We start from the raw sequence: 26,819 nt of genomic DNA on the forward strand, positions 1-26,819 counted from the left end.
TGATCTTTTGAACAATAGGCATTTTGAGCAATAGATGATTGAGAGTGTGAATATGAAAGCGAATCTACTGAAATCTTGTCGTGTCACCACCTTAGCCCTGGCCTGCACCTGGTCATTCTTTGCCGCGGCAAGCGAGTCGCCCCAGGAGGTCGAAGATGCCTCCTATGCATTGGGTGCCTCTGTCGGTCATTACATCTCGGGCAAGATCTATAACCAGGTCGACCTAGGCGCCCAGGTCAAGGTCGATACCGTGATCCAGGGTGTGCTCGACGCCCTCAAGGGGGAGGGCAAGATGTCCAACGAAGAGATACTGACTCATCTCAACGCCCGCGCCGAGTGGCTCAACAACGCCAAGGCCGCCAAGCTTGAAGCCTTAGCCAGCAAGCATCAGGCCGAGGGCCAGGCCTACCTAGCGGCCAACCAGGCCAAACCTGGGGTTAAGGTGACTGAGTCAGGTCTGCAATATGAGGTGATCAAGCAGGGCGACGGTCCTAAGCCAGTCGAGTCCGACGTGGTCACTGTGCACTACGTGGGTAAGCTGCTGGACGGCACCGAATTTGATAACTCTTATGAGCGCGACGAGCCCAACCGTTTCGCCCTGCTGTCGGTGATCGACGGCTGGAAAGAGGGGATCGCCTTGATGAATGTGGGCTCGACATATCGCCTGACCATTCCTGCCGAGCTGGCCTATGGCAAGGAGGTGGTGGGCGTGATCCCGCCTGGCTCGACCCTGATCTTCGATGTCGAGCTGCTCAAGATGGAGGCACCCGGAGAGAATGCCCACGGCATGGGCCTTAGCGGTATGGGCATGGGCGGCATGATGGGCATGGGCCACTAGTTTAGGTTATCGGCAGTAGGTGCTTGTTATGAATAGTTTAGTGTTCGCCATGGCGGTAACCTTGGTCTGTTTTATTGCGCCCATCTGGCGCCACTATTTCATCCAAGAGGCAAACGCCCTGGCTGGCGATGCGACCATCCCTGCTAGGAAGCAGACCCTGACACCTATTGTGGTGACAGGCATGCTACTGCTGATACCGCTTACCCTCTATGGCCTGCTGGGCCGCTTCAACGACTGGCATACCGGCCAGATCGACGAGAACATCGATTATTTGATCGCCGCCGACATCAACAAGAATGCGCGCATCTTGGATGACACACCCTTAGACAGGCTGGCCTTGCTGAACCTGGCCAATGCCTACGCCGAAGGGGGACGCTACGGCGAGGCGGTAGATACCTTAGACAAATTACTGGCAATAGCGCCCGACGCCGAGCTGTATGGCATGAAGGCGACGGCGCTCTATTACCGTGATAACCGCGCCATGAGCCTGGAGGTCTCGCTTGCGATATCTCAGGCTCTGGCGCTCAACCCCGAGGAAGTGCAGTCACTGCTGCTGATGGCGACCCACGCTTATCTGAACAAGGATTTTCAGCAAGCGATCGTCCATTGGCGGCAGTTACTGGGCAGCGATAACCCCAACATAAACCGAGCATCGATTAACAGTGCGATTGTCAACGCTGAGCAGAAGATGGCTAACCGTACCGTGACTGCATCTGAGTAAAAGTCACCTAAATGAAAGATTCAATGAGGTCGGCATGCGTGCCGACGGATGGAGGATGCTGTGAGTGAAAATATAGAGAGACGGAGGTTCCTGAAATGCTTAGGAGCCGGCTCTTTGATGTTGGCGCCCTTGGGGTGCAGCGTTAAGGAGCAGACAGCGCAAGATGCTGCGCCGCACTATGTGATGGTGTTCGATCAAAACAAATGTGTGGGGTGTGGCGGCTGTAAGGAGGCCTGTAACAAGGCCAATAATCTGCCCGAGGGACGTTCGCGGGTGATACTGGAGCAGCAGTCATCTGCCGTTGCCGGGCAGGCTTGTCCGCACTGCGGCAAGACTGACTGTGACTGTCAGCGTAAGTATGTGCGGGTCTCCTGTCAGCAATGTCAGAACGCCCCCTGTGTGTCTGTGTGTCCCACAGGCGCGGCCCATAGGGATCCTAAGACGGGCATAGTCACCATGGACGCCAGCAAATGCGCCGGCTGCAAATACTGTATCGCCGCCTGTCCTTACAACGCCCGCTATATCAACAGCGAGAGCGATGTGGCCGACAACTGCGACTTCTGTCTGCAGAGCAAGTTGGCCAAGGGAGAGCTACCGGCCTGTGTGCAGGAGTGTCGCTACGACGCCCTGATCTTTGGTGACGCCAACGACCCCAACTCCTATGTGAGTCGCCTGCTGGCGGTGAAGGATTCGGTGCGGGTCAAGGCCCATCTGGGCACGGAGCCGAGCCTGCGTTACATACCTATCGTTAAGTTGGGGGTATAGAGATGGACGGAACACTCGAATTTACCATAGGTCTTTCGGAAGGGGTCGCCTGGCCCTGGCCCATCGCCGTTTACCTGTTCTTCGCCGGTATCTCGGGCGGTGCGCTGTCGGTCGCCCTGTTTATCCGCTTCTATAAGCAGCAGAGCGCCAATACCCCCTTCCTCAAGGCATCGGCGCTGATCGCCTTCGTCACCATCGCCCTGGGCATGCTCTGTCTGGTGCTGGACCTGACCAATCCGCTGTTCTTCTGGCGCATCTTGGTCTACTACAACCTCAACTCAGTGATGTCGGTCGGGGTGATCGCCCTGTCAGCCTATATTCCGCTGGTGGCCTTGATCGCCCTGTTTGCGCTTGAGGAGGAGATACGTCGCCAGCCTATGCTGGCGCCGCTGCTACCCTTGATCGACAAGCTCAGACCCTGGCGTCGTAGCTGCGAGGCCCTGGTGCTGGTGCTGGCGCTGGCGGTATGTGCCTACACGGGCTTCTTGATCTCGGCGCTCATCCGCTTCCCCATCATCAACACCTCAGTGTTGCCGGCCCTGTTCGTGGCCTCTGGCCTGTCGGCCGGCGCGGCGGCGGCCAAGATGCTGGCGGTGGGGCTGTTTAAGGAAGACAGACACAGCAGTGACATGCAGATTCTGCATGGCGCCGAGTGGCCCATCATGTTTGCCGAAGCCCTATTCCTCTTCATGATCATCATGTCGCTGGTGACAGGTAACGCCGGTGCCCAGAGCGCCTTCGAGGCCTTCCATACCGGCAGTTGGTCCATGGTGTTCTGGCTGGGTGTCGTGGGTGTGGGTTTTGGCGGCCCCTTGCTGCTGAACTTCGCCACCGGCGAGCGCTTTAGTCATTCCTCTCAGGCCTTCTACCTCTCTGGCCTGTGCGCCGTGAGCGGCATGATGTGCCTGCGGATGTTTATCCTCTATGCCGGTCAGAACTTTGCCATCTGACCATCTTGCTCAGCCCCTGGGTGACAGGGGCTGATTACCAGCTATAGGAGTCATAATGAGAGCCTTTATCTTCATCTTTATCAGCGCCTTGTTTATCTCGGGTTGTGGCGCCGCCGAGAGCGATACCCATAACCACGACGGCTTAGTGATAGGAAACCACGAGCGCTGCCATATGTGCGGCATGATGGTGAAGCAATACCCAGGTCCTAAGGGCAGCCTGGATCTTAAGGGTAACGAGATGCAGCCCAAGTTCTGCTCTACCCGGGATATGTTTATGTTTGCCCTGCAACCCGAGAATCGCCGTCAGGTCGAGGCCCTCTGGGTGCACGACATAGCAGCGACCGATTGGCAGCATCCGGAGGATGAGCATTTTATCGATGCCACCAAAGCCTGGTATGTCTATGGCTCAAACCGCAAGGCGGTGATGGGCGTCGCCGTAGCGCCTTTCTCTACCCTGGCTGCGGCCGAGGCCTTCGCCCAGCAGTATGGCGGTGCGGTATTCGAATATGACGAGATCACCCTTGAGCTGCTGTCGGCAAAATAGGCGAAGCCTGTCATTCAGGCCGTCGCTTCGTCTGTTACTCAGGTTATCGCACAACCTTTGGCGACGACAAGGGCAGTGCCTGGCGCTGGTCTTGAGTCTAGGCCTCTGCTTAGTGCCTCATTTGGCCCTAGGGGCCGATCAGTCTCAGATCATAGAGGTAGGCGATAGCGAGTCGCTGCGCACGGCGCTGGCATCTGCACCAAATGACGCCGAGATACGACTGCTGCCTGGGCGATATCTTGGGCGATTCGAGGTCAATCAGCCGCTGATGCTGCGAGGTGAATCCGGCGCCGTCTTGGATGCCCAAGGTGCAGGCTCGGCGCTAGTAATAGCCGCATCCGGCGTGACCCTTACTCGGTTGACGATACGCAACTGGGGGCGGGATCTCTATGAGAAAGATGCCGCCATTCGCCTGCTGCCTGGTGCCAACGGGGTAACCATTGTTGCCAATGAGCTCAGTGGCCCGGGCTTTGGTATCTATGCCAGCGAGGTGAGTGACCTTAAGCTAAAGGAGAATCAGATTGAGGGGGAGGACGAGGCCTTCTTGTTGGATCGCGGCGATGGCATTCATCTGCTTAAGGTGAACTATCCCCATGTCAGTGGTAATCGCATCAAAACGGTGCGCGATGGCATCTACCTGGAGTCTGGCGTCGGTAGCCGTGTCTATGGCAATCATCTCTCTGAGCTGCAGTACGGCCTGCACTATATGTATACCAAGCAGGATGAGGCCATGGATAACCTGGCCTGCCGGGTCAGTGGTGGCTATGCCCTGATGAACTCAGAGGGAATACGCTTGGTGTTTAATCGCGTGCGCGAGGCCAAAGAGTTTGGCGTGCTGCTTAACCTTACCCATGACGCCGAGATCCAGGCTAATCAGATCGAGGCCACCCAGATGCCCAATAGTGTCGCCGGGGATCTCTTTAGCGAGGGCAAGGGGCTGTTTGTCTATGGCGCCAAACGCAATCAGATCAGCGGTAACTATATCGCTGGGAATCAGATAGGCATCGCCATGGCGCTCGGCGGCGAGGACAACCTTGTCTATCAAAACCAGTTTCTGGCCAATGCCACCCAGGTGCGTTATGTGGGAGAGACGCGAGTGGAGTGGAGTCTTCAGGGGCGGGGAAATTATTGGAGCGATTATCGGGGGTGGGATCTCGATGGCGATGGTATCGGCGATGGTCAACATCTGCCCAATGACAGTTTAGATCGCCTGTTTTGGCTGTACCCGGAGGCGAAGTTCTTGATGGAGAGTCCCTTAGTGAAATTATTGAAGTGGCTGGATAACCAGCTGCAAGGCGAACATTCGGTCGGCGTGGTCGACAGTCACCCCGTGATGGCGCCGCCACCTCATCTTGGCCCCGCCGCCTGGGAGGCATTATGAGTCAGATGGCGGTGAGCTTTAAGCAGGTGAGTCACTATTTCGATGAGCTGCGCGCCTTGAACGATCTCAGCTTCTCCCTGCCCGGGGGCAAGTTGATGGCGCTGCTGGGTCATAACGGCGCAGGTAAGTCGACCCTGATCAAGATGATCTTAGGCTTGCTGCATCCCAGCCAGGGGGAGGTGAGTGTGCTGGGGCTGACCCAGAGTCAGGCATCGAAGGTCGCCTCGACCGACATCGGTTACCTGCCGGAGAACATCAGTTTCTACGATAAGTTGACCGGCCATGAGGTGCTGAGTTACTTCGCTGCGCTTAAAGGGGTCTCAGCCCGGGCGGTCACCCCTCTGCTGGAAGAGTTTGGCCTGGGTTATGCCCAGCACAAGGCGGTGAAGGGCTACTCCAAGGGGATGAAACAGCGCCTTGGGTTTGCCCAGGCAATACTAGCGCAGCCCAGACTGCTCTTGCTGGATGAGCCGACCGTGGGGCTGGATCCCCAGGCGTCTCAGTTTATCTATCACAAGCTTAAGCAGCTGACCGCCCAGGGCTGCACGGCCATTGTCTGTACCCACGAGTTACAGCTGGTGGAACCGCAGCTGGACTTGGGCTTAGTGCTGGGACGGGGTCGGAGGCTCGCCTTCGGCACCCTGGATGAGCTGGTGCTAAGTTGCGACCTGGGTGTGCGTATGGCCCATCCGGCTCTGGCTCGCCTGGTCGAGATCCATCCCCTATTACAATCTTTTTATCGAGACGGTGACCTGATTTGCCCCGTCTCACAACGCGAGGTGTTGATGAAGTACCTGACCCTAGAATGCCAGCTGTTTGATGTGAAGGTGACACTTCCTGATCTGGCCCAGGTGTACCATGCCAAGATGGCGCAGATGCAGGTGATGAGCGAGCTGGGGCTCAGCCTTACCTCGGGAGAGCTATGATGTCGACCACAGTAAAACGGCCAAGTCTCCAGCTTATTCGGGTGATCGCCACCAAGGAGATGAAGGATAGCGTGCGTAATCGCTGGGTCATGGTGGTGTTTGCCATCTTCTGGCTGCTGGCCCTTTGTATGACCTTTGCCGGTAGTGCCGTGAGCGGCACACTGTCGCTGCCGAGCCTGAGCAGTGTGGTGGCCTCCTTGACCACCATCTCGGTATTTATCATTCCGCTGGCGGCCATCTTGCTTAGTTACGATGCCTTCGTGGGTGAGGAGGAGGCGGGCACCCTGCAGCTGTTGCTCACCTATCCCGTGAGCAAGTCGCAGATCCTCGTCGGCAAGTTACTGGCCCATGGCGGGGTGATCTTTACCGCCATCGCCAGTAGCTATGCTAGCAGCGCCGCCATGCTGATCCTCTTTGGCCGAGGTGAGCCTTGGGGCGAGATTCTATCGTCATTCGCGCTGCTGATCGCCAGCAGCTGCCTGCTGGCGGTGATCTTCATCCTCATTAGCTATCTAGTCAGCCTGAAGTCGGCGGAGAAGGCCAGGGCCGTCGGCAGTCTGTTAGCCCTCTGGTTCGCCCTGGTGCTTATCTATGATCTGCTGCTGTTGCTGTTCCTAGTGGCGGATCTTGGCTATGCCAGTCAATGGTTGGTGAACCTGCTTATTCTATTGAATCCGACCGATCTCTACCGCGCCATCAATATGCTCGGTGCGAGTGCCCCGCTGGGCAGTTTAGGCCTGCTGGCCCAGTATGAGTGGAGCCTGCCGCTGCTGCTAAGTGCCGGCGTTGCCTGGCTCTTGTCGCTGCTCTATTGGACGCGACGCGTGTTTATTCACAAGCTGGTATAGCCCTTGGCATTTTCTAGAGAGCCGGGATTTGGGCGCTAGTTCACACTCTGAGTCGCGGCCTGAAATCCTGGCCTGGGATTTGAGTGAGTAGTCACGGTAATTTTTGGCGAATGTTAATAAAATGCCAAAGATAACAATAAGATATTTCTAATTAACGGTTAGGAATTATTGAGGTGTCAGGTGTTAAAAATTACGCCATATCTTGAGTTCGATGATGAGGCGCACCAACTACACGATCGTACCTGTGGCGCCACGATAGGGCTGAGCTTTTCCGAGTCGGCGGTGTTGGCTCACCTGCTTTCGCAGCCCGATGCCATCTGCGACAAGGAGGCCTTGATTGCAGTGGGTTGGCCCGATCGTGTGGTGGCGGCAACCTCGCTGACTCAATGCATCAGCACCCTGCGCAAGAAGCTGGAACCCTTTCCCGAGATACAGTTAAAGACCATAGCAAGGCGTGGTTATCAGCTCCATGTCTCGCCTAAATCCCATGTGACCATGTTGGCGGTAAGCGATGCGGGCTCGATCAAAGATGCGCTCATCGATGTCTCCCTTATGGTCAAGGTTAGTGGCATTCTGATCCTGCTGGGGATAGTGGCGACCCTCTGGTATCAGAGTGATTATCACCAGGTGATGAAGCATGCGGCCAGATGGGCCTCGGATCATGAGATCAATCTTAATATCGGAGGTACCACGCGGCCCGTGACGTTGATAAACCCCAAGGGGGTCGATAGCCTGCACCCTTCCATGTGGCAGAAGCATATCGCACCTGAGAGCAACAGCATCCAAGGGTTTAATAATTTTGGCGGCTTTGCCTTTACCGATGGGAACCACTATTCAATGGCGCTTTGCGATCTGGATGAGCGCGGCGAGTGTCGCCGGGACAAGATAGTCAACCTGACGGCGATCGATCTTACCCCGGCGGGGCTTAACATGGTGGAATTTGTCGAGCTGAGTAAGCGGATGGAGGAGCGGATTCGCTATAACCGTATCCTTATCCCGCCCGGTGAGGCTGGCGGTGACCTGGTGGAACACCACTACAATGGTGATGTCTATTTTCCCGTGGCCGACGAGTTGTTGGTGCGCGCCGACATAGGGATCTCTCTGGTATATGAGCAGCCCCTCGGCGGCAAGTTTTACTCCCGCGCCTGTATCACGGATCAGGACTGTCTGACCACGCCGATTAAGTATCAGATCCGCGGCGAGTTCGAGCAGTATCGCCAGAAGCTGGGGCAACTGGATGTGGACGTGTTTCATGTGAAGGTGAGGCAGAAAGATCTCATCATGCCCGATGTGGTGAGCGCCTCGGCGATGCATTTCTATCGCGAGATCCGCAAGCACAACATTCGCGATGAGGAGCTGTTTTACATGCGGGTGCATGCCGACAACGGCACGGCGGTGTGGGTGGTGCCTCTGCTGGGCAGCCTGGTGGCCTGGACCAAATATGAGAAGGTGGCGCTTTAGCCGAATCGCAATAGGGTTTGAATCAAGTTAGCCCCGGCCTCACGGACCAGGGCTAAGCGCAGATGAGATTTACTTGATGAAGGCGAAGGCGTCGCCGTAGAGGTGTTCCTCTTCGACGCCTATCTCGCGGAAGACTTCGCGGGCGGCGCCGACCATGTCGAAACGACCGGCGATATAGATGTCGTAGCCGTTGAGGCTGACATAGTCTTGCTTGATCTGGGCCAACAGGTTGGCCGTCTTACCCTGCCAATCTGGCGTCGACTCTTCTACCACAGGCACGAAATGTAGCCAGGGGTGATCCTGGTGCCACTGGCGCGCCAGCGACTCATAGTACATGGCGTCTTGATTACGACAGCCCCAGTAGAGGGTGGTTTCGACCTTCTGATCCAGGGCGATCGCCTGCTCGACGATACTCTTGATGTAGGAGAAGCCTGTGCCGCCGGCGATCAGCAGTCGTGGTCTGTGGCTGTCGCTGCGCAGGAAGGCTTCGCCGCCCGGCGCCTCAATGTCGATATATTCGCTCTGCTGCAGGCGCTCGACCACCTGCATGGGGTAGCTCTCGCTGACGGCCGCGCCAATGTGCAGCTCGATCTGCTCGCTATCCGGCGCCGAGGCGATAGAGAAGGGACGTTTATCTTTTTCACCCATTACGACGCAAAGGTACTGACCAGCCTGAAATTCGAAGCTGGTTTCTGGGGTTAATGCTACCTGATAGACGGCATCATTAAAGGCGGTAACATGTTCAACTTTACAGCGTATGGTGTTCATTCGTTTTCCTTTCAGACCCTCTCTGTGGAGGTTTAGCACCTCTGAATACCCGATTAAATTGTTCAGGTATTCAAAGGGTTAACTTCTTTGATTTATTTTTAAAATTCAGGCGATTAGTTTACGCCTGATATTGATTATAGTGTCGGGGCATCGTCTATGCCCAGGTCATCCCAGATCGCATCGATTCTCTGTTTGACCGCTTCGTCCATGACGATAGGGGTGCCCCACTCGCGGTTGGTTTCCCCTTCCCACTTGTTGGTGGCATCCATACCCATCTTGGAGCCGAGTCCGGCCACAGGAGAGGCAAAATCCAGGTAGTCGATAGGGGTGTTGTCTATCATGACGGTATCGCGTTTTGGATCCATCCGGGTGGTGATTGCCCAGATAACATCGTTCCAGTCGCGGCAGTTCACATCCTCATCCACTATGATGATGAACTTGGTGTACATAAACTGGCGCAGGAAGGACCAGGCGCCCATCATCACCCGCTTGGCGTGCCCTGGATATTGCTTGCGGATAGAGATCACCGCCATGCGATAGGAGCAGCCTTCGGGCGGCAGATAGAAGTCGACGATCTCAGGGTATTGCTTACGCAAGATAGGCACGAACACCTCGTTCAGTGCCACCCCAAGCATGGCGGGCTCATCGGGTGGCCTGCCGGTATAGGTGCTGTGGTAGATGGCGTCGCGTCTATGGCTGACATGGGTCACGGTGAACACGGGGAACTCGTCGGTTTCGTTGTAGTAACCTGTGTGATCCCCGTAGGGGCCCTCTTCGGCCATCTCGCCCGGTTCGATATAACCTTCGAGGATGATCTCGCTGGTGGCGGGCACCTCGAGATCGCAGCTCAGCGCCTTACATACTTCGGTGCGCTCGCCCCGCAGCAGGCCGGCAAAGGCGTACTCGCTCATGGCGTCGGGCACAGGCGTCACCGCGCCTAAGATGGTCACTGGGTCGGCGCCCAGCGCCACCACAACCGGGTAACGTTCGCCCGGATGCTGCTCTTTAAAGTCTTTGAAGTCCAGCGCGCCGCCGCGATGATCCAGCCAGCGCATGATCAGCTTGTTTTTGCCCAGTAGTTGCTGGCGATAGATACCTAAGTTTTGTCGCTTCTGTCTAGGGCCCTTGGTGATGGTCAGTCCCCAGGTCACCAGCGGAGCCACGTCGCCAGGCCAGCAGTGCTGAATAGGCAGCTTGGTGAGATCCACCTCATCGCCGCTGACCACCACCTCCTGGCAGGGGGCGTTGCGTACCGTCTTGGGTGGCATGTTCAGCGCCTGCTTGAACATAGGGATCTTGGAGATGGCATCTTTAAAGCCGCGTGGCGGCTCAGGTTCCTTGAGGAAGGCCAGCAGCTCGCCCACATCGCGCAGGGCGAGGGGATCTTCCTTGCCCAGGGCCATGGCAACGCGTTTGGGGGTGCCAAACAAGTTGGCCAGCACAGGCATTGTCTTGCCGACAGGATTTTCAAACAGCAGCGCCGGGCCCTTGGCTCTCAGCACACGATCGGCGATCTCCGTCATCTCCAGATGGGGATCGACAGGGTGGGTGATACGCTTAAGTTCGCCATTGGCTTCGAGGTGATCGATAAAACTGCGTAAATCCTTAAAACTCATTTGGAAATACTCGCGTTGAGAAAAATGTGATATGGCGCGCACTATACCATTTATGGGCGCTATTCCCAAATAGCTTGCGTCGGCTTTGCGACCCCGGGATGGCAAGATTTTCAGGGGGTATAATTAAGGGTAAGATGCGGTAAACCCCTTGAGAGTGAGGTGGCAAGATGAAGCCCGATTTGAAATCTTTATTGCTCCTGGCTGGCGTGCTTTGGCTCGGGGCCTTGCCGCCCGTGTCTAACTCTGCCTGGGCGCTCAAGATAGACGATGAATTCGAGGTAGATCCTGACTTTGGCGTGGACCCAGATTGGGAGTATCGCCCCGACTGGGACAGGGACTTCTATGATCCCTGGCGCTGGCGTATCGGGATAGGCACAGGTTTTCCCTACTGGCGCCATGGCAGCTATGGCTATTGGCGTGATGGCTGGCGTTACCCCTACCGTTACCAGCCGCGCAAATACCGCAAGCCTAAACCGCTCGCACCGCCGCAGCAAGTCACCACGAGTTTTGCTCAGAGCGATGCCATTAAGAGCCTACCCGCAAACGCCAGGGTGAGGGTGAAAGAGGGCAGGACGGTATATGAATGGCAAGGGGTGGAGTATATCTACGACTGGAATAGCGACAGCTACATCAAGCTTAAGTAGCTGTCACCCTGCTGCTTCTATTTATCTATTAGATGGGCAGTAGCCAGCGCTCGCTTCTAAACCAATAGTAGTGCTCGGGATCGTTGGAGAAGGCGACCCTGTGGGCCTTGCCGGTGATCTCTTCGCGTGGAATGAAGCCGATGACGCGTGAGTCGGCGCTGGCGTCGCGATTATCCCCAAGCGCCAGGTAGTGCCCTTCGGGGACAATTACCGGGCCGAAATTGGCCAGCCTCGAGGGCTGGTCATTCACCCTGATGGCGTGGGGCTTGCCGGGCAGGGTCTCTTGCCAAACGCTAAAGGCTCTTTGTCCATCGCTAAGGGCTTCTTTCCCTTGGCTAAAGGCTTTTTCGGTATTCTCTGTAAGTGCCAGTGGCTCGGCGCGATAGTTGAGGGCCACGCCGTTAAGATAGAGGCGGTTGTTGCGCATCGCCAGAGTGTCGCCGGGCAGGCCTATGATGCGTTTGACCAGCTTCTTGTCGGCCTTGGCCGAGTCGAAGGTGATGATGTCGCCACGCTCCGGGTCGGCCAGCTTCATCAGGCTGATATGGGTGAAGGGCAGGCGCAGATCGTAGGCCATCTTGTTCACCAGTATGCGGTCGCCCTGCACTATGGTGGGCAGCATGGAGCCGCTGGGCACATGGTTCCAGTCGGCCACCGCGCTACGAAAGACCAGCATCAGGCCAATAAACAGAATGAACTGGCAGTGGTGTTTCACTTGTCGCATCACTTTTTTTAGCATACCAACTCCTTGGAAAGTAAAGTGTCTTAGCATCAGACGCCGCATCGCCCAAGTGGTTCCTGCTGTGTTATCCCAGAAGCGTAAGCAAATATTTTTGCTCTGCCGAGCTCGGCATTGATATAGTGCTGCCTGTTGTCCTAAGGCCATACCCATGGAGAGAGAATGAAGTACCAGTGGATATTATTTGACGCCGATGAAACCCTGTTTCATTTCGACGCCTTTAAAGGATTACAGTTGATGTTTTCGCGCTTCGGTGTGGATTTCACCCTAGCCGATTTCGAAGAGTATCAAACGGTTAATCTGCCTTTGTGGGTGGATTATCAAGACGGTAAGATCAGCGCCCGTCACCTGCAGGTGACCCGTTTCGAGCGTTGGGCCGAGAAGCTTTCTGTCACCGCCGAGCACCTTAATTCGGCGTTTCTCACGGCCATGGCCGATATCTGTACCCTGCTGCCTGGCGCCGCCGAGCTGGTGGATGCTCTCTATGGTAAGGTGAAGATGGGGATCATCACCAATGGCTTTACCGACCTGCAGACGGTGCGTCTGGAGCGTACCGGCTTGCTGCATGCCTTCTCGCCCGTGGTGATCTCGGAAGAGGTGGGGGTCGCTAAACCCGACGTGGCGATCTTCGAACACGCCCTGTCGCAGATGGCGCATCCGCCCAGAGAGCATGTGTTGATGGTGGGAGATAATCCCCATTCGGATATTCAAGGCGGGCTTAACGCCGGCTTCGATACCTGTTGGCTCAACCGCGCCAGTCAGCCCGTCCCCGAGGGGATCACGCCCCACTATCAGGTGGCATCACTCACCGAGCTGCAACACCTGCTGCTCAAGGGCTAATGCCAATAGGGTTAGCAGCCCGAATCCACAATCTCGAAACTTGGGCCCTGGGTAGTACTCAGGGCCTGTGTGTATTTGAGGTAGCAGTTCTGGCTACTGGACTTCTTGCTTGGGTGCATGAAGCGGATAAAGGGCTCGGCCTTGTTATTATGAAAGTACCAGTCGGCCGGGTCGTCGGCGTTGAACACAGCATCGGCAAAGGTGGCCTCGAGCAAGAGAGCCCAGGCGTGGGCTGAGTCGGCAGCTGGGTAGCCATAGGCGAGCTCTACCTGATCGCCGTTGAGGCTTATGTTTGTACTGGCCTGTGTCTGCAGGTTTTCCAGACTCGCCTTGGTAAACACCAGGGGCAGGGTGCCGCTCATCTCACTCTTGAGTCCCTGCAGGGCGGCGATGCGGGCATCGGACTGGATATTGATGAAACGTGGCAGGGCAATGGTGGCCAGAATGCCGAGTATGATGACAGTGATGACAAGTTCAATCAGGGTAAATCCGTTACGTTTCATCTTGCTACCTGGGGTTGGCTTTGTGCCTATAGTACACCTTGAGCAGGCATTTGATCCCTAAATTAGGTATGAAAAGGTTGTTTTTAACGCATTTGTCATCGAAAAATGCCTTAATGGATTATTTGTTGCTCAGTTAGTGAAATTTAGGCTTTACATTTAAAGTCCATTTCCTTACTATTCTCGGCGTTCGGAGAGATGGCAGAGTGGTCGAATGCACCGGTCTTGAAAACCGGCACGGGTTTATAGCCCGTCTAGGGTTCAAATCCCTATCTCTCCGCCACATTAAGAAAAAGGGCTTCCAGAAATGGAAGCCCTTTTTCGTTCTAGCGCTAGCTAAGTTCTATCTAAGCGACTAAGCAAACAAAAGCATTTTGAACCCAGGGTTCCTAATATTTAGATCTGGCTATCCCTCTGCCACATTAGCAAAGCCCGCTTTATAGCGGGCTTTGTGCTATCTAGCATATAGCATTTGAGTCATAGCCGGGTTCCTAACGCTAATGCCTTTCAACAGAGTGTCCGACTATCTCTCCGCAATATATAGGAAAAAAGGCATCCAGAAATGGAAGCCCTTTTTCGTTTTGGCTTCCTATCTATTCCATTTTGCTAGCCCATCGTCATCTGTGCCTAGGGGTTAACCCTAGCTCTCCTTTCCTTGCTTTAATTCCGTCTAACCCAACCTCAGTTGCATATACCCTGCATAATTATTCGTCAACGTGAATAGGCAAGTGGCTGTCAATCGGGGAAAATCGGGCCGGTTTTACTGGGAGTTTGCGAGTAGATGAGTAGGTGCTAATAGGCTCATGGCTCACAAAAATGCTGGCTTTTGTGATCGGTTTTGGTGTTTTTAAGGTTTAAAAATTGTTAAATGTGGCGTTTTTATCGCTAATTTGAATAAATTTTAAACATCGGGCTGGATTCCCGCTTTCTTTTACCGAGCGCTTTTTGCTATGCTCCCGCGGCATAAAAATACAGTGTAAATGATTCGCATTTTTTCAATTGCTGTCGATCGCATTCCAATTTTGGACTGATCTATTGAAACCTACTCCTAGTCATTTTCTGGCCGACGCACAGCGTGACCTCGCCCGGCTGGCAATTAGTCATCAGAAACAGTTGGCCTATCTGTTAAGCCTGCTGTTGCTCTGCTATTGCCTCTCGGTAGTGATCTCCAGCTATTTAGATAGCCGTGAGCTGATGCAGCTGTTGTCAGACTGGCTGCTTTGGGAGTCCTTCGATCTCTCCATGATGGGGCCTGTGTTCATCAGCCCGCTATTCATCTATCCATATCTCTGTCTCTGTTTCATCGCTTATCAGCTGTTTTGCCTCCTGGCTTCCCAAGGGCCAGGCTACCCACTGCTGACATGCGATCTTAAGAGCGTCGAACATGACGCTCACGGCTGTCGCGCCCCTCCAAGCCTAACACTCTGTTTATAAAATACTTTAAGTATCCTTAGCCGCTTAATTTTCGCAGCTTGAGCCCTATTTTGCGCTCTATGCTTGCCCCTTGCTGGCCCGGATACCCTTGCCAAGCCCATTTGGCAATCTCATAAACTAGGGTTAGAGGAATATTCCTTGTGTTAATTCGAAACTTTGCCAAAGCAAGTTGTGCCATGGCGGCGCTGATGTTGGCAGGCTGTGAAGGTGGCGTACTCGATCCAAAGGGACAGGTGGGGATCGATGAGAAGCAGTTGATCGTGATTGCCACCTTGTTGATGTTGATCGTGGTGATCCCTGTGATCGTCATGACCTTGTACTTCGCCTGGAAGTATCGCGACGGTCGCGATCATGAAATCTATGCACCTAAGTGGGCGCACTCTAAGACGATCGAATTGGTGGTCTGGTGCGTGCCTATCGTCATTGTCGGCATTCTGGGTGTGATCACCTGGCATTCGACCCATAAGCTGGACCCTTATCAACCGCTGGACCATGAGGCCGAGCCGATCACCGTCGAGGTGGTGTCACTCAACTGGAAGTGGTTGTTTATCTATCCTGAGCAGGGGATCGCCTCGGTCAACGAGCTGGCGTTTCCTGCCAATGTGCCGGTGAACTTTAAGATAAGTTCCGATACGGCCATGAACTCCTTCTTCATTCCCCAACTGGGTAGTCAGATCTACTCCATGGCGGGCATGACCACTAAGCTGCATCTGATCGCCAACGAGCCTGGTACCTACAAGGGGATCTCGGCCAACTACAGTGGTGCGGGCTTTACCGGCATGAAGTTCAACGCCATCGCCACACCAACCCGCGGCGATTTCAACGCCTGGGTTGCCAAGGTGAAGCGCGAAGGCGCGGCGCTCGGCCCAGAGAGTTATCGCGAACTGGCGAAAGAGAGCAGTAATAATCCCGTGAGCTACTACGCCTCGGTCAGTGACGGCCTGTTTGAGCAGATCGTTATGCAGTACATGCATCACCACCAGATGCCTGCCCATGAGGGCATGGCGATGCCGGCCGCCACTTTACACGGGCAGTCACACGAGCAGGTGCATGCATCTGAGTCATCTAACACGACGGGAGGCGAACACTAATGTCGTCTTTTCTTGGAAAATTAACACTGGATGCGGTTCCCTTCCACGAACCCATTATCATGGTGACCCTAGCTGCGGTCGCCGTGATAGGCCTTGTTATCGCGGCCTTGATCACCAAGCATAAGAAATGGGGCCCTCTGTGGCGCGACTGGCTGACCTCGGTCGACCATAAACGCCTGGGGATCATGTATATCTTGCTGGCCTTCGTCATGCTGATCCGTGGTTTCTCCGATGCCATCATGATGCGCACTCAACAGGCCATGGCCACCAATGGCGCCGCCGGCTACCTGCCGCCCGAGCACTATGACCAGATCTTCACCGCCCATGGCGTCATCATGATCATCTTCATGGCGATGCCTTTCATGATAGGCCTGATGAACCTGGTGTTGCCGCTGCAGATAGGCGCGCGCGACGTTGCCTTTCCGTTTCTGAATAACCTCAGCTTCTGGTTGACCGCCTCCGGCGCCGTGCTGATCAACATCTCTCTGGGGGTGGGTGAGTTTGCCAAGACAGGTTGGGTAGCCTATCCGCCGCTGTCTGAGCTGGCCTACAGTCCAGGGGTTGGTGTCGATTACTATATCTGGGCGCTACAGATCTCCGGCATAGGGACCACCCTCACCGGGGTCAACTTCCTGGTGACTGTGCTTAAGATGCGCGCGCCGGGCATGAAGTTGATGCAGATGCCGATCTTCACCTGGACCTGCACCTGGGCCAACATACTGATCGTCGCCTCATTCCCGATCCTGACGGCCGTGCTGGCCATGCTGACCCTGGACAGATACATGGATTTCCACTTCTTCACCAACGAAGGCGGTGGTAATGCCATGATGTATATCAACCTGTTCTGGGCCTGGGGACACCCAGAGGTGTATATCCTGATTCTGCCAGCTTTCGGTATCTTCTCCGAGGTGATCTCAACCTTTACCGCCAAGCGTCTGTTTGGTTACAAGTCTATGGTATGGGCCAGCGGCGCCATCTCGATTCTGGGCTTCATCGTCTGGTTGCATCACTTCTTTACCATGGGCTCGAGTGCCAACGTCAACGCCTTCTTCGGGGTGATGACCATGGTGATTGCCGTGCCGACCGGGGTGAAGCTGTTTAACTGGCTGTTTACCATCTACCGTGGACGCCTGAAGCTGACGGTGCCCGTGCTCTGGACCCTGGGCTTCATGGTGACCTTCACCATAGGCGGCATGACAGGCGTGTTGCTGGCGGTGCCTGGCGCCGACTATGTGCTACACAACAGCCTGTTTTTGATTGCGCATTTCCATAACACCATCATAGGCGGCGCCGTGTTTGGCTACCTGGCGGGCTTTGCCTTCTGGTTCCCTAAGGCGACCGGTTTCCACCTCAACGAACGTCTGGGTAAGGCGGCATTCTGGTGCTGGCAGGTGGGCTTCTATGTCGCCTTCATGCCGCTGTATGTGCTGGGCTTCCTCGGCATGACACGTCGTCTCAATCAGACAGATAACCCGGACTGGAACTTCTGGATCTATCTGGCGGCGGTTGGTGCCTGCATCATCTTCGTCGGCATAGTGCTGCAGTTCGTTCAGCTGTACGTGAGTATCCGCGATCGTGAGCAGAACCGCGACACCACCGGCGACCCTTGGAATGGTCACACCCTGGAGTGGTCGACCGCTTCGCCACCTCAGTTCTATAACTTTGCCCGTCTGCCTCAGGTCGTCGATATCGACGCCTTCACCCATGCCAAGGAGCAGGGCCAGGCCTATCAGATGCAGGAGAGCTACCAGCCGATCCACATGCCGAAGAATACCGGCCATGGAGTCTGGATGGCCCTTGGGATCACCGCCGCCGGCTTTGCCGCCATCTGGCACATCCTCTGGCTAGCCATCGCAGGTTTCCTGGGCGCCTTCATCGTCTTCCTGATGCGAGCGTACGACACAGACACCGATTACTACGTGCAGGGCGATGAGGTTAAGCGTATCGAAACCGCGCACCTGAACAACCTATCTAAGGGGCAGATATGAGTATTGCTATCCCAGCTGACCTGAGTGTTACCCAGGTCGAGACCCTACATGAGGAGCATCATGATACCGGCGAGAACACCTTGCTGGGCTTCTGGATCTACCTGATGACCGACTGCATCCTGTTTGCCTCGGCCTTCGCCACCTATGCTGTGCTCTACATGAATACAGACGGCGGCGTGTCGGGCAAGGATATCTTCGAGCTGGACTTCGTCCTGATTGAAACCGCGGCGCTGCTGCTCAGTAGTATCACCTATGGTCTGGCGTTGATCTTTGCCAAGCGTCATCACAAGGGGGCGACCCTGGCTTGGTTGGCGGTGACCTTCGCCTTAGGTTGTGTGTTCATCGGCATGGAGGTGAACGAGTTTCATCACCTGATCCTCGAGGGCAACGGCCCGCAGCGTAGTGCCTTCCTCTCCGCCTTCTTTGCCCTAGTGGGCATGCATGGTCTGCACGTGAGTGCTGGCCTGGTGTGGATGGCGATCATGATGCTTGAGGTGGTTAAGCGCGGCACGGGCGGACGCCCCCTGACTCGCCTGAACTGCCTCAGCCTGTTCTGGCATTTCCTGGATATCGTCTGGATCTGCGTGTTCACCGTGGTTTATCTGATGGGGGTCTTATTATGAGCCAAGCCACTACCCATGGTCAGGACGATCTGGCCGCCAGCATCAAGTCCTATCTTACCGGCTTCCTGCTCTCTGTGGTGTTGACCGGCATTCCCTTCTGGGCGGTGATGACCCACAGCCTGGAGACCTCGACCACCCTGGCCATAGTGCTGGTGTTGGCCGTGGTGCAGATTCTGGTGCATCTTAAGTATTTCTTGCACCTGGATTTTTCCAAGGAAGGCAAGGTGAATACCCTGTCGTTTATGTTTACCGCCCTGGTGATTGTCATGGTGGTTGGCCTGTCGGTGTGGATCATCTACGCCGCCAACGACCTCATGATGTAGGAGAGGCAGCATGATTAGGCATTCGACCTCAACTCAGGTGGCCGCGCCCTTGGGGGCTTATCTTCAGGTGACCAAACCCGGGATTATCATGGGAAACCTCATCGCCGTGGTGGGCGGGTTTCTCCTGGCCGCCAGGGGGGAGGTCGATGCCGTCTTGATGCTGGCGACGCTGGTGGGGCTCTCTCTGGTGGTGGCCTCAGGCTGCGCCATCAACAACTATATCGACCGGGATATCGACGCCAAGATGCAGCGCACCTGCCGTAGGGCGACGGTGACCGGCGCGATCCCACTTAAGCAGGTGCTTGGCTTAGGCATTGCCCTGGGCGCACTCGGCTTTGGCCTGCTGGCCTGGTTTACCAACCTAGCGGCCTTGCTGTTTGCCGTCTTCGGCTACTTGGTTTACGTGGGGCTCTACAGCCTCTATATGAAGCGTAACTCCGTCTATGGCACCCTGGTTGGTAGCCTCTCGGGCGCCGTGCCGCCCGTAGTGGGTTACTGCGCCGTGACCGGCAGGATAGATGGCGCGGCGTTGATCCTGCTGGCCATGTTCAGCCTGTGGCAGATGCCGCACTCCTATGCCATCGCCATCTTTCGCTTTAAGGACTATGAGGCGGCCAATATTCCTGTGCTGCCCGTGGCCCAAGGCGTAGAGAAGGCCAAGCTGCATATCGTCTTCTACATTGCCCTGTTCGCCTTGGTATCGACCCTGCTACCCCTGGCGGGTTATACCGGGGTGGGCTTTATGGCGGTGAGTTGCGTGACCAGCTTCTGGTGGCTACTGATGGCGCTGAAAGGCTATCGCAGCGATGTGAACCTGCTGCGTTGGTCGCGCCAGGTGTTCGGTTTCTCGATACTGACCATAGCCATCCTGAGCCTCACCATGGCGCTGGACTTTCAGGTGGCCGGCCAGGCGCCGCTGCTGGCCATGTTGGGCTAGAAGTTGCGCTAGTAGTTGTGCTATCTGTAGCGTTAGTAGCGCTTTAAGAAGAAAGCAAAAGGCGACCCATCTGGGTCGCCTTTTTTATTGCCTGGCATCTTGTATGGTTCTGTTTCACCGACAGCTATTTCAGTGAAAAATAGATGTCGGTTACCAGCTCATGCTCCGCCACTTCGGGGAAGAAGTTGTGGTACTCGAAGTAGAGAGGAAAGTCCCTCAGCTCCTCGCCGCTCTGGGGCAGCCAGTCGCGGTAGAACTGATAGATCTTATCGTCCATCTGATCGTGCGGCCCCTGGTGGCGGATCACGGCGCAGCGATCGCCGGGGATCGTCTTAGTGATCACCCCAAAGTCGTTGGCCTTGACCTCAGATGCTACCGAGCCGCAGATGTCGAAGCGAAACGCCTCGGGCGCTACCGTGTTGGGGTCGTTAAAAGGCACGCCCAGGGTCAGGCTGCTGGCCACAGGGGATTCGCCGCTCTGTTTACGCCAGTTGATAAATTGTTGAATCGAGTCGTTCAGTGCGGCCGGGCTGCCTTGGTGTTCCAGCACGGCGACCTTGATGTCGTCTCTTTGTGTGAGTTTGATCTGCACAGTTTCTCTCCTTGTATAGTTCACCTTGGCATATTGTTGACTCCATTGCTCCCACTTAGGGGTTAACCTGAACTGGGTCGGGGTCTGGGCAAATACCTGCTTAAAGGCTCGCGAGAAGGATTCGCCGTTCTCAAACCCGGCATCGAGGGCGATGTCGGTGATCTTGAGTTCGGGATGAAACACCAATCGGTATGAGGCCCGCTTCAGCCTGAGCAGGCTGATGTATTTACCTAAGGTTATGCCGGTATACACCTGAAACTGGCGATGAAAATGATACTTGGAGAAGTGCGCCTTCTGGCTCAGTTGTTCCAGCGTCAGGGGCTGGTCCAGATGTTTCGCGATATAGTCACAAACCGTCTGGATTCGTTGACTATAGGCTTGGTGCGCTGCTCGGTTCATATGCATCCCTTTTCAAGTGAGCGGCCATTGTGCGACGAGAGGGCTTGCTTTGCCTGACTCATATTGCTCAATGGCGATTGGCCGAGCAGTTGTGCTTAAAAGCCCCTGCGTTTCCAGAAGTTGGCCACCTGACTCTCCTCATCGTTAAGATGCACATGAAAGGTCTTCTCGGCAACCACCTTGTCACCCAGGGAGAGTGTCATGCGCCACCTGCCCACCTTGTCATGTTCGGGGGCCCAGATGGTGTCACCCAGATAGAACTTCCAGTCGTTGGACTCGACAAACAGCTCACCCTCGAAGGGCGGGCGAACATTGCCCTGCTGGTCTGGAATATGGGGATGATAGATGCAGTAGCTAAGCCTTTGATTCTTGGCCTTGCGGATACGGGCGATGAAGCCAAATTCTATGTCTATCTCTGCCGGCACATGGACCGTGGCCTTGAGAAACTTGGGCAGATCCGGGCTCTCTTCATCCCAACGGCTGAAGAGTCCGGCTTGCAGTATGGTGACATCGGCTTTGAGCTTAGACAAAGGAGGCAAGGCGTTAGGTGTGATACTTCACGGCCATGTCGATCAGCGGCTCACGGCTGGCCTTGGCGGCGCGTAGTCTGGCCAGATAGTTCTCCCACAGCTCTACCTGATTGGTAGCCAGATCATAGAGCACCTTCCAGGAGTAGAGGCCTGTGTCGTGGCCGTCGTCGAACACCAGCTTGACCGCATAGTTGCCTACAGGGGTGATGGCGTTGATATTGACGTTCTTCTTGTGGGTGACCAGCACGGGATTGCCGTGACCATGGACCTCGGCCGAGGGGGAGTAGACCCTTAGGAGTTCGCAGCTCAAGGTATATTGCTGACCGTTGTCGAAACTTATCTCCAGCTGGCGCGACTTGCGTTTGAGTTTGAGCCCTGTGACCTTGGGCGTATCGCTTTGGGGGGTCATATGCTTCGCCTATTCATGGGAGGGTATCCCTGGTTAAAAAAGAGGGCCCGCAGGGGAACTGACGGGCCCTTTAAGTTTACAGGATGAAGCGGCTGAGATCTTCGTCCTGCACCAAGTTCTCCAGGTGAGCGTTGACATAGTCGGCATCGATCACTGTCGTGCTGCCTGACTTGTCCGAGGCCTCGAAGGAGAGGTCTTCCATCAGACGCTCCATCACTGTGTGCAGGCGGCGGGCACCGATATTTTCGGTGCGCTCGTTCACCTGCCAGGCAGCTTGAGCGATGCGCTCGATACCCGACTCGCTAAACTCTACCTTAACGCCTTCGGTGGCCATCAATGCCACATACTGCTCGGTGAGCGAGGCATGGGGCTCGGTGAGGATGCGCTTAAAGTCGTTGGCAGACAAGGCTTCCAGCTCGACGCGGATCGGCAGACGACCCTGTAGCTCGGGGATGAGATCAGATGGCTTAGACATCTGGAAAGCGCCCGAGGCGATAAACAGGATATGGTCTGTCTTGACCATGCCGTGCTTGGTGTTCACCGTGCAGCCTTCTACCAGAGGCAGCAGGTCGCGCTGAACCCCTTCGCGAGAGACGTCTGGGCCCGAGGTGTCGCCACGCTTACAGATCTTGTCGATCTCATCTAGGAAGACGATGCCGTGCTGCTCGACCAGTTCGATCGCCTGCTCTTTAAGATCGTCAGGGTTCACCAGCTTGGCGGCTTCCTCTTCGATCAACAGCTTATAGGCTTCCTTGATGGTCATCTTGCGACGCTTGCTGGCGCCAGGGCCCATGTTTTGGAACATGCTCTGGAGCTGGCTGGTCATCTCTTCCATGCCGGGTGGCGACATGATCTCTATGCCTACCTGAGGCGCGGCGATATCGATCTCGATCTCTTTGTCGTCCAGCTGGCCTTCGCGTAGCTTCTTGCGGAACACCTGACGGGTGCCGGTGTCATCTTTCTTCTCGGTGTCCCAGTCTTCCTTGGGTTTAGGTAGCAGGGCATCGAGAATGCGTTCTTCGGCCGCTTCTTCGGCTCTGAACTTACACTTGGCCATCTGCTCTTCGCGGGTCAGCTTGACGGCGGCGTCGGTGAGGTCACGGATGATCTGCTCGACCTCCTTACCCACGTAACCGACTTCGGTAAACTTAGTGGCTTCGACCTTGATGAAAGGCGCCTTGGCCAGCTTGGCCAGACGGCGGGCGATCTCTGTCTTACCTACACCCGTGGGGCCTATCATCAGAATGTTTTTTGGGGTGACTTCTTGGCGCAGCGCAGCATCTAGCTGCATACGACGCCAGCGGTTACGCAGGGCGATAGCGACCGAACGCTTGGCGTTTTGCTGGCCTATGATGTGGCTGTCCAGCTCGTGAACAATCTCGCGTGGAGTCATCTCAGACATAAGTATCCCTTAATGCTTGGGTGCATACGTTTGGTAACAGTGAGCGGGCTCAGTGTTAGTAATTCAGTTCTTCTATCGTCTTGAATTGGTTGGTGAATACACAGATGTCACCGGCAATGGTCAAAGACTTTTCGGCGATCTCCTTGGCGCTGAGATCGGTATTTTCCAGCAGTGCCGTGGCCGCGGCCTGGGCAAAGTTGCCGCCTGAGCCTATGGCGATCAGGTCGTTTTCTGGCTGCACCACATCGCCGTTACCTGTGATGATCAGGCTGCACTCGGTATCGGCTACCGCCAAGAGTGCCTCGAGCTTGCGCAGCACCCTGTCTGAGCGCCAATCTTTGGCCATCTCGACCGCGGCGCGCATCAGATGGCCCTGGTGCATCTCTAACTTAGATTCGAAGCGTTCGAATAGGGTAAAAGCATCGGCGGTGCCGCCGGCAAAGCCCGCGAGGACCTTGTTGTGATACAGGCGTCGAACCTTTCTGGCGTTTCCTTTCATCACTGTATTTCCCAGTGATACCTGGCCGTCTCCGGCAATGACAACCTGATTGTTGCGACGTACTGAAACGATTGTGGTCACGGTATTTCCTCTTCTCAAGCCGACGAGTAGGAAACTCATCGGTGGACAATAGCTTAGATATGGGGGTGGCATTTTGTTTTTCAAGGGAGATCAACCATAGGTTTACCCACGCCAGAGGAGAAAAGCCGAGTTTTGTGCCTCTGCGACCTAAAAGCCGTTTATTTTTATCGCCTTACTCATTCAAGTATGACGTCGGGGCTAATACTAAAGAGGGGGCCTGTCTGGGCAAAACTAGCCGCTTGGTGGTGGGCTTTCATACCTTAGCCGGATGAAGGGGGAGAGGCTTGCCCGCATACTTTTGCCTGCCAGCACAGGCTGGCGCTTGTTTCTAAGCCGCTTGTTTCAAACATGGGGATGAAAGGAAAACGGTTCGCGGTGTAGGGGTCGACAGGCCGGAGGTTGCACGGTGACGCTTGTCGGGATCTTCGCAGGATGCGCCAACATCGAGTGATGGGCGAAGAAGATTCGGCATCTGGTAATCGCAGTTTCATGTTACTGCTGAGACTTGCACAGGATTGCACCACCTAGGTGGTGTGCACAGGGGTTGCCTCAGGCGAGCGCCCCGACAGATAAATTTAGTAAAGGATATTACTCATGACAAAGCTACTTCCACTGGCCGCCGCCATTGCGATGACAATAGGTACCGCCCACGCTGCCGACAGCACGGCGACCACTTCACAAAATGGTTCGGGTAACATTGCCTCGACGGTGCAGACTGGTACTAATCATACAGCGACCATCAACACCGCCCTGGGTTTCGACAGCTCGGCGACTATCGACCAAGCCGGTGACGCGCAAACGGCCACCATCAACCAGATCGGCGGCGTCGCGAACTCTAGCGCCATGGTGACTCAGTCTGTGTCGTCAAATAACGCTACCGTTAACCAGGAGCACATGGACAACACCCATGCGACGGTTACCCAGGCCGGTGAGAGCAACAACGCCGATGTGAACCAGCTGCATGTTAACGACTCACAGGCGATCGTTGTGCAACAGGGTAACACCAACAACGCCAACATCAGACAGTATGGTTTCGGCATCCATAACCCAGCCGGTTCAACCATATTGCAGACTGGCAACAACAACAGCGCTAATACAGATCAAGATACCTCTACCGACGCCCTGTCGACCGTAGTACAGACCGGCGCCGAGAACATTGCCAACGTTAACCAGATGAACAACGCCGAACGTTCGGTTGTTGCGATTAATCAGATCACTAATAGCTCTGTGGCAACGGCGACTCAGGATGGCTCTGCCGACTCGAGCATCACCATCAACCAGATCAACGGCTCTATCGGCACCGCCGATGTGACCCAAAGCAACGGCAGCGAAAACCTGGCGAGCGTGACTCAGGATGATAACAGCCTGAATGCCACTGCGAGCGTGTCGCAAACTGGCAGCTTCAACCAGGTGAATACACTGCAACAGCATGCCATCAACACCAGCCTGAGTGTGATGCAAAACGGTGAGTCTAACATCGCCTCAGTTAATCAAGAGCATGTGAACGACAGCGTCGCGACCGTGAATGTGACCGGTGACACCAACACCACCACAGTGCGTCAGTATGGCTTCGGTTACCATGAGCCAGCGTCGGCGACCGTAACGACTGTGGGTAACTTCAACAACGTGAACATCAACCAGGATACTTCATTCATGGCTGAGGCCAGCGTAAACCAGGTGGGTAACGGTAACATCGCCCTGGTGAGCCAGCTTAACGAGTCTGATAATTCCAAGGTGTTCATCGACCAGATCGATGCCAGCGAAAACGGTAATGTTGTCGTGGCGCAGGATCAGGCTGCCGACTCTACGGCGACTGTGATGCAGTCAGGTGTTAATGGTTCGGCGGTATTTGTGGCCCAGGGCCCAGGTAGCCAGCTAAATGCCAACGTGAATCAAACTGCTAGCGTGGGCGGTATCGTAAACATCAATCAAGATGGCCTAGATCAAGGCGCCATGGTGAGCCAGAGCGGCACAGATAACATGGCCGACATCGACCAGACTGCCTCGCTGAACCGCGTGACTGTTGCTCAGATGGGCGATTTCGGTGCCGCCGATATCGATCAGACTGGCAACAACAACGAAGGTTGGGTTAACCAGACCGGCGGCGAATACAATGACGCCGTGTTGCTGCAACAGGGCGATGACAACTACGCCATGATCGAGCAATCTGGCCTGGGTCTTGATGGCGCACACAACCTGGCGACCATCAACCAGCTGGGCATGAATGATAGCGCTTCTATCATGCAGGCCGGTGGTTTCGGTAACACGGCGACCATCACCCAGAACTAAGCGATTAACGCAGACAACAAAAAGCCAGCATCAAGCTGGCTTTTTTATTAACTCAAAGAAAAAACGGGCCAGGGCCCGCTTTTTGGTCGATAAGATTAACCGCCTTCCCAGAACCAGATCTGACAGCCGTTGAGGCCACCACGTTGTAGTATGTGGCGATGTTTCTCGGCAAGGCGTTTACGCTCGTAAGGGCCAAGCACCACCTTATACCAGGTGCCGTTGCTGCCGCTGACCTTACGTACCTGCGCCTCCAGGCCTTGGAAGGCGATCACCGCCTTCATCTCATTGGCCTGAGACTCCTGTCTGAAGGAGCCACATTGCATCTGGTAGGGGCGGGTCGGCGCGGTGTTTTCCGGAATATCCACCTCGACCTGCTTATTCTCCAGCTCCTCCTGGTAGGTCCACTCCTCCTTGGGCTTAGGCGGCAGCGCATTGGGGTCCTTCTTGACTACCTTAGGCTTCACCGCTTGCACCTCGGGTTGAGTCTCTACCTTGTCGGCGCTGTCGTTGATACTCCAGAGGAAGTAGCCGAAACCGCCCACTAACCCCAGTGTCACCAGAGAGAGCACGAAGGGGAAGCGTCTCGGCGCTGGTGCCGGCTGACGTCGGCCACCCGTGCTCTTCTTACGTCCTTTCGAGGCTGGTCTTCTGTTGGCGTAATCGCGATTGCTCATCCTGGCG

General features: G+C 55.5%; 28 protein-coding genes and 1 tRNA gene. 19 read left to right on the top strand and 10 right to left on the bottom strand.

Annotation, left to right across the window (positions count from 1 at the left end):
* The first annotated feature begins 52 nt into the window (after positions 1-52).
* The 9 genes from K0I31_RS01785 to K0I31_RS01825 all read left to right on the top strand — a co-directional run bounded on the left by K0I31_RS01785 (position 53) and on the right by K0I31_RS01825 (position 8,434).
* Positions 53-838, top strand: a complete 786-nt coding sequence (locus tag K0I31_RS01785) for an FKBP-type peptidyl-prolyl cis-trans isomerase (protein WP_258406554.1) — start codon at positions 53-55, stop codon at positions 836-838.
* Between the two features lie 28 nt (positions 839-866).
* Positions 867-1,559 carry a tetratricopeptide repeat protein gene (locus K0I31_RS01790; protein WP_220079691.1) on the top strand — a complete coding sequence of 231 codons (693 nt, stop codon included), beginning with the start codon at positions 867-869 and terminating at the stop codon, positions 1,557-1,559.
* Between the two features lie 60 nt (positions 1,560-1,619).
* Positions 1,620-2,324, top strand: a complete 705-nt coding sequence (locus tag K0I31_RS01795) for a 4Fe-4S dicluster domain-containing protein (RefSeq protein ID WP_220079692.1) — start codon at positions 1,620-1,622, stop codon at positions 2,322-2,324.
* 2 nt (positions 2,325-2,326) lie between these two features.
* Positions 2,327-3,274 (top strand): NrfD/PsrC family molybdoenzyme membrane anchor subunit, encoded by a 948-nt coding sequence (gene nrfD, locus K0I31_RS01800; protein ID WP_220079693.1) that lies wholly within the window; start codon positions 2,327-2,329, stop codon positions 3,272-3,274.
* A 55-nt stretch (positions 3,275-3,329) separates the two neighbouring features.
* Entirely contained in the window at positions 3,330-3,818 is a 489-nt protein-coding gene (locus K0I31_RS01805; protein ID WP_220079694.1) for a nitrous oxide reductase accessory protein NosL, read from the top strand.
* A gap of 112 nt (positions 3,819-3,930) precedes the next feature.
* Positions 3,931-5,199 carry a nitrous oxide reductase family maturation protein NosD gene (gene nosD / locus K0I31_RS01810; protein ID WP_258406555.1) on the top strand — a complete coding sequence of 423 codons (1,269 nt, stop codon included), beginning with the start codon at positions 3,931-3,933 and terminating at the stop codon, positions 5,197-5,199.
* Positions 5,196-6,125, top strand: coding sequence for an ABC transporter ATP-binding protein (locus tag K0I31_RS01815; RefSeq protein WP_220079695.1), 930 nt, complete (start codon positions 5,196-5,198; stop codon positions 6,123-6,125). The genes nosD and K0I31_RS01815 overlap by 4 nt, the downstream gene beginning before the upstream one ends.
* The gene (locus K0I31_RS01820) at positions 6,122-6,973 is read left to right on the top strand and encodes an ABC transporter permease (RefSeq protein ID WP_220079696.1); all 852 of its coding nucleotides are present in this window, start codon (positions 6,122-6,124) and stop codon (positions 6,971-6,973) included. The genes K0I31_RS01815 and K0I31_RS01820 overlap by 4 nt, the downstream gene beginning before the upstream one ends.
* A gap of 180 nt (positions 6,974-7,153) precedes the next feature.
* Positions 7,154-8,434, top strand: coding sequence for a winged helix-turn-helix domain-containing protein (locus K0I31_RS01825; RefSeq protein ID WP_220079697.1), 1,281 nt, complete (start codon positions 7,154-7,156; stop codon positions 8,432-8,434).
* A gap of 69 nt (positions 8,435-8,503) precedes the next feature.
* On the opposite strand, the gene fre is transcribed toward K0I31_RS01825, so the two are convergent.
* Both fre and ubiD read right to left on the bottom strand, forming a co-directional pair.
* Positions 8,504-9,202, bottom strand: coding sequence for an NAD(P)H-flavin reductase (gene fre, locus K0I31_RS01830; RefSeq protein ID WP_220079698.1), 699 nt, complete (start codon positions 9,200-9,202; stop codon positions 8,504-8,506).
* A gap of 134 nt (positions 9,203-9,336) precedes the next feature.
* Positions 9,337-10,818, bottom strand: coding sequence for a 4-hydroxy-3-polyprenylbenzoate decarboxylase (gene ubiD / locus K0I31_RS01835; RefSeq protein ID WP_220079699.1), 1,482 nt, complete (start codon positions 10,816-10,818; stop codon positions 9,337-9,339).
* Positions 10,819-10,985: 167 nt separating this feature from the next.
* Between ubiD and K0I31_RS01840 the strand changes: the two genes are divergently transcribed.
* Positions 10,986-11,462, top strand: coding sequence for a hypothetical protein (locus K0I31_RS01840; RefSeq protein ID WP_220079700.1), 477 nt, complete (start codon positions 10,986-10,988; stop codon positions 11,460-11,462).
* A gap of 28 nt (positions 11,463-11,490) precedes the next feature.
* Here K0I31_RS01840 and lepB read toward each other — a convergent pair whose 3' ends face one another.
* Positions 11,491-12,201 carry a signal peptidase I gene (lepB, locus tag K0I31_RS01845; protein ID WP_220079701.1) on the bottom strand — a complete coding sequence of 237 codons (711 nt, stop codon included), beginning with the start codon at positions 12,199-12,201 and terminating at the stop codon, positions 11,491-11,493.
* A gap of 162 nt (positions 12,202-12,363) precedes the next feature.
* Between lepB and yjjG the strand changes: the two genes are divergently transcribed.
* Positions 12,364-13,041, top strand: a complete 678-nt coding sequence (gene yjjG, locus K0I31_RS01850; RefSeq protein ID WP_011864169.1) for a pyrimidine 5'-nucleotidase — start codon at positions 12,364-12,366, stop codon at positions 13,039-13,041.
* Positions 13,042-13,052: 11 nt separating this feature from the next.
* On the opposite strand, the gene K0I31_RS01855 is transcribed toward yjjG, so the two are convergent.
* Positions 13,053-13,544, bottom strand: a complete 492-nt coding sequence (locus K0I31_RS01855) for a type IV pilin protein (RefSeq protein ID WP_220079702.1) — start codon at positions 13,542-13,544, stop codon at positions 13,053-13,055.
* Between the two features lie 189 nt (positions 13,545-13,733).
* On the opposite strand from K0I31_RS01855, the gene K0I31_RS01860 reads away from it, so the two are divergent.
* From K0I31_RS01860 to cyoE, 7 genes are all read left to right on the top strand, one after another.
* Positions 13,734-13,824, top strand: a tRNA-Ser gene (locus tag K0I31_RS01860).
* A 752-nt stretch (positions 13,825-14,576) separates the two neighbouring features.
* Positions 14,577-14,975 (top strand): hypothetical protein, encoded by a 399-nt coding sequence (locus K0I31_RS01865; RefSeq protein ID WP_041406303.1) that lies wholly within the window; start codon positions 14,577-14,579, stop codon positions 14,973-14,975.
* 140 nt (positions 14,976-15,115) lie between these two features.
* Complete coding sequence (cyoA, locus tag K0I31_RS01870; RefSeq protein WP_220079703.1) at positions 15,116-16,066, top strand: ubiquinol oxidase subunit II; 951 nt, start codon at positions 15,116-15,118, stop codon at positions 16,064-16,066.
* Positions 16,066-18,054 carry a cytochrome o ubiquinol oxidase subunit I gene (cyoB, locus tag K0I31_RS01875; protein ID WP_220044016.1) on the top strand — a complete coding sequence of 663 codons (1,989 nt, stop codon included), beginning with the start codon at positions 16,066-16,068 and terminating at the stop codon, positions 18,052-18,054. The genes cyoA and cyoB overlap by 1 nt, the downstream gene beginning before the upstream one ends.
* The gene (gene cyoC / locus K0I31_RS01880) at positions 18,051-18,677 is read left to right on the top strand and encodes a cytochrome o ubiquinol oxidase subunit III (protein ID WP_220079704.1); all 627 of its coding nucleotides are present in this window, start codon (positions 18,051-18,053) and stop codon (positions 18,675-18,677) included. The genes cyoB and cyoC overlap by 4 nt, the downstream gene beginning before the upstream one ends.
* On the top strand, positions 18,674-19,000 hold the full coding sequence (gene cyoD, locus K0I31_RS01885) for a cytochrome o ubiquinol oxidase subunit IV (RefSeq protein WP_011864175.1): 327 nt from the start codon (positions 18,674-18,676) through the stop codon (positions 18,998-19,000). Before cyoC ends, cyoD begins: the two co-directional genes overlap by 4 nt.
* Positions 19,001-19,010: 10 nt before the next feature.
* Entirely contained in the window at positions 19,011-19,937 is a 927-nt protein-coding gene (gene cyoE / locus K0I31_RS01890; protein ID WP_220079705.1) for a heme o synthase, read from the top strand.
* A 124-nt stretch (positions 19,938-20,061) separates the two neighbouring features.
* Here cyoE and K0I31_RS01895 read toward each other — a convergent pair whose 3' ends face one another.
* The 5 genes from K0I31_RS01895 to hslV all read right to left on the bottom strand — a co-directional run bounded on the left by K0I31_RS01895 (position 20,062) and on the right by hslV (position 23,849).
* Positions 20,062-20,928, bottom strand: coding sequence for an AraC family transcriptional regulator (locus tag K0I31_RS01895; RefSeq protein ID WP_220079706.1), 867 nt, complete (start codon positions 20,926-20,928; stop codon positions 20,062-20,064).
* Between the two features lie 95 nt (positions 20,929-21,023).
* The gene (locus K0I31_RS01900) at positions 21,024-21,458 is read right to left on the bottom strand and encodes a DUF3859 domain-containing protein (RefSeq protein WP_011864178.1); all 435 of its coding nucleotides are present in this window, start codon (positions 21,456-21,458) and stop codon (positions 21,024-21,026) included.
* A 13-nt stretch (positions 21,459-21,471) separates the two neighbouring features.
* Positions 21,472-21,867 carry a gamma-butyrobetaine hydroxylase family protein gene (locus tag K0I31_RS01905; protein WP_220079707.1) on the bottom strand — a complete coding sequence of 132 codons (396 nt, stop codon included), beginning with the start codon at positions 21,865-21,867 and terminating at the stop codon, positions 21,472-21,474.
* A 76-nt stretch (positions 21,868-21,943) separates the two neighbouring features.
* Positions 21,944-23,269 (bottom strand): ATP-dependent protease ATPase subunit HslU, encoded by a 1,326-nt coding sequence (gene hslU / locus K0I31_RS01910; protein ID WP_011864180.1) that lies wholly within the window; start codon positions 23,267-23,269, stop codon positions 21,944-21,946.
* A gap of 55 nt (positions 23,270-23,324) precedes the next feature.
* Complete coding sequence (hslV, locus tag K0I31_RS01915; RefSeq protein ID WP_011864181.1) at positions 23,325-23,849, bottom strand: ATP-dependent protease subunit HslV; 525 nt, start codon at positions 23,847-23,849, stop codon at positions 23,325-23,327.
* A 594-nt stretch (positions 23,850-24,443) separates the two neighbouring features.
* Between hslV and K0I31_RS01920 the strand changes: the two genes are divergently transcribed.
* Positions 24,444-26,138: a beta strand repeat-containing protein gene (locus K0I31_RS01920; RefSeq protein ID WP_220079708.1), complete on the top strand. Its 1,695-nt coding sequence runs from the start codon at positions 24,444-24,446 to the stop codon at positions 26,136-26,138.
* 95 nt (positions 26,139-26,233) lie between these two features.
* Here the strand turns inward: K0I31_RS01920 and K0I31_RS01925 are convergent, their stop codons facing one another.
* Positions 26,234-26,812, bottom strand: a complete 579-nt coding sequence (locus tag K0I31_RS01925) for an SPOR domain-containing protein (RefSeq protein ID WP_220072891.1) — start codon at positions 26,810-26,812, stop codon at positions 26,234-26,236.
* Positions 26,813-26,819: the final 7 nt, after the last annotated feature.

It is taken from the genome of Shewanella spartinae, assembly GCF_019457555.1.
In the GTDB taxonomy this organism is placed as follows: domain Bacteria; phylum Pseudomonadota; class Gammaproteobacteria; order Enterobacterales; family Shewanellaceae; genus Shewanella; species Shewanella loihica.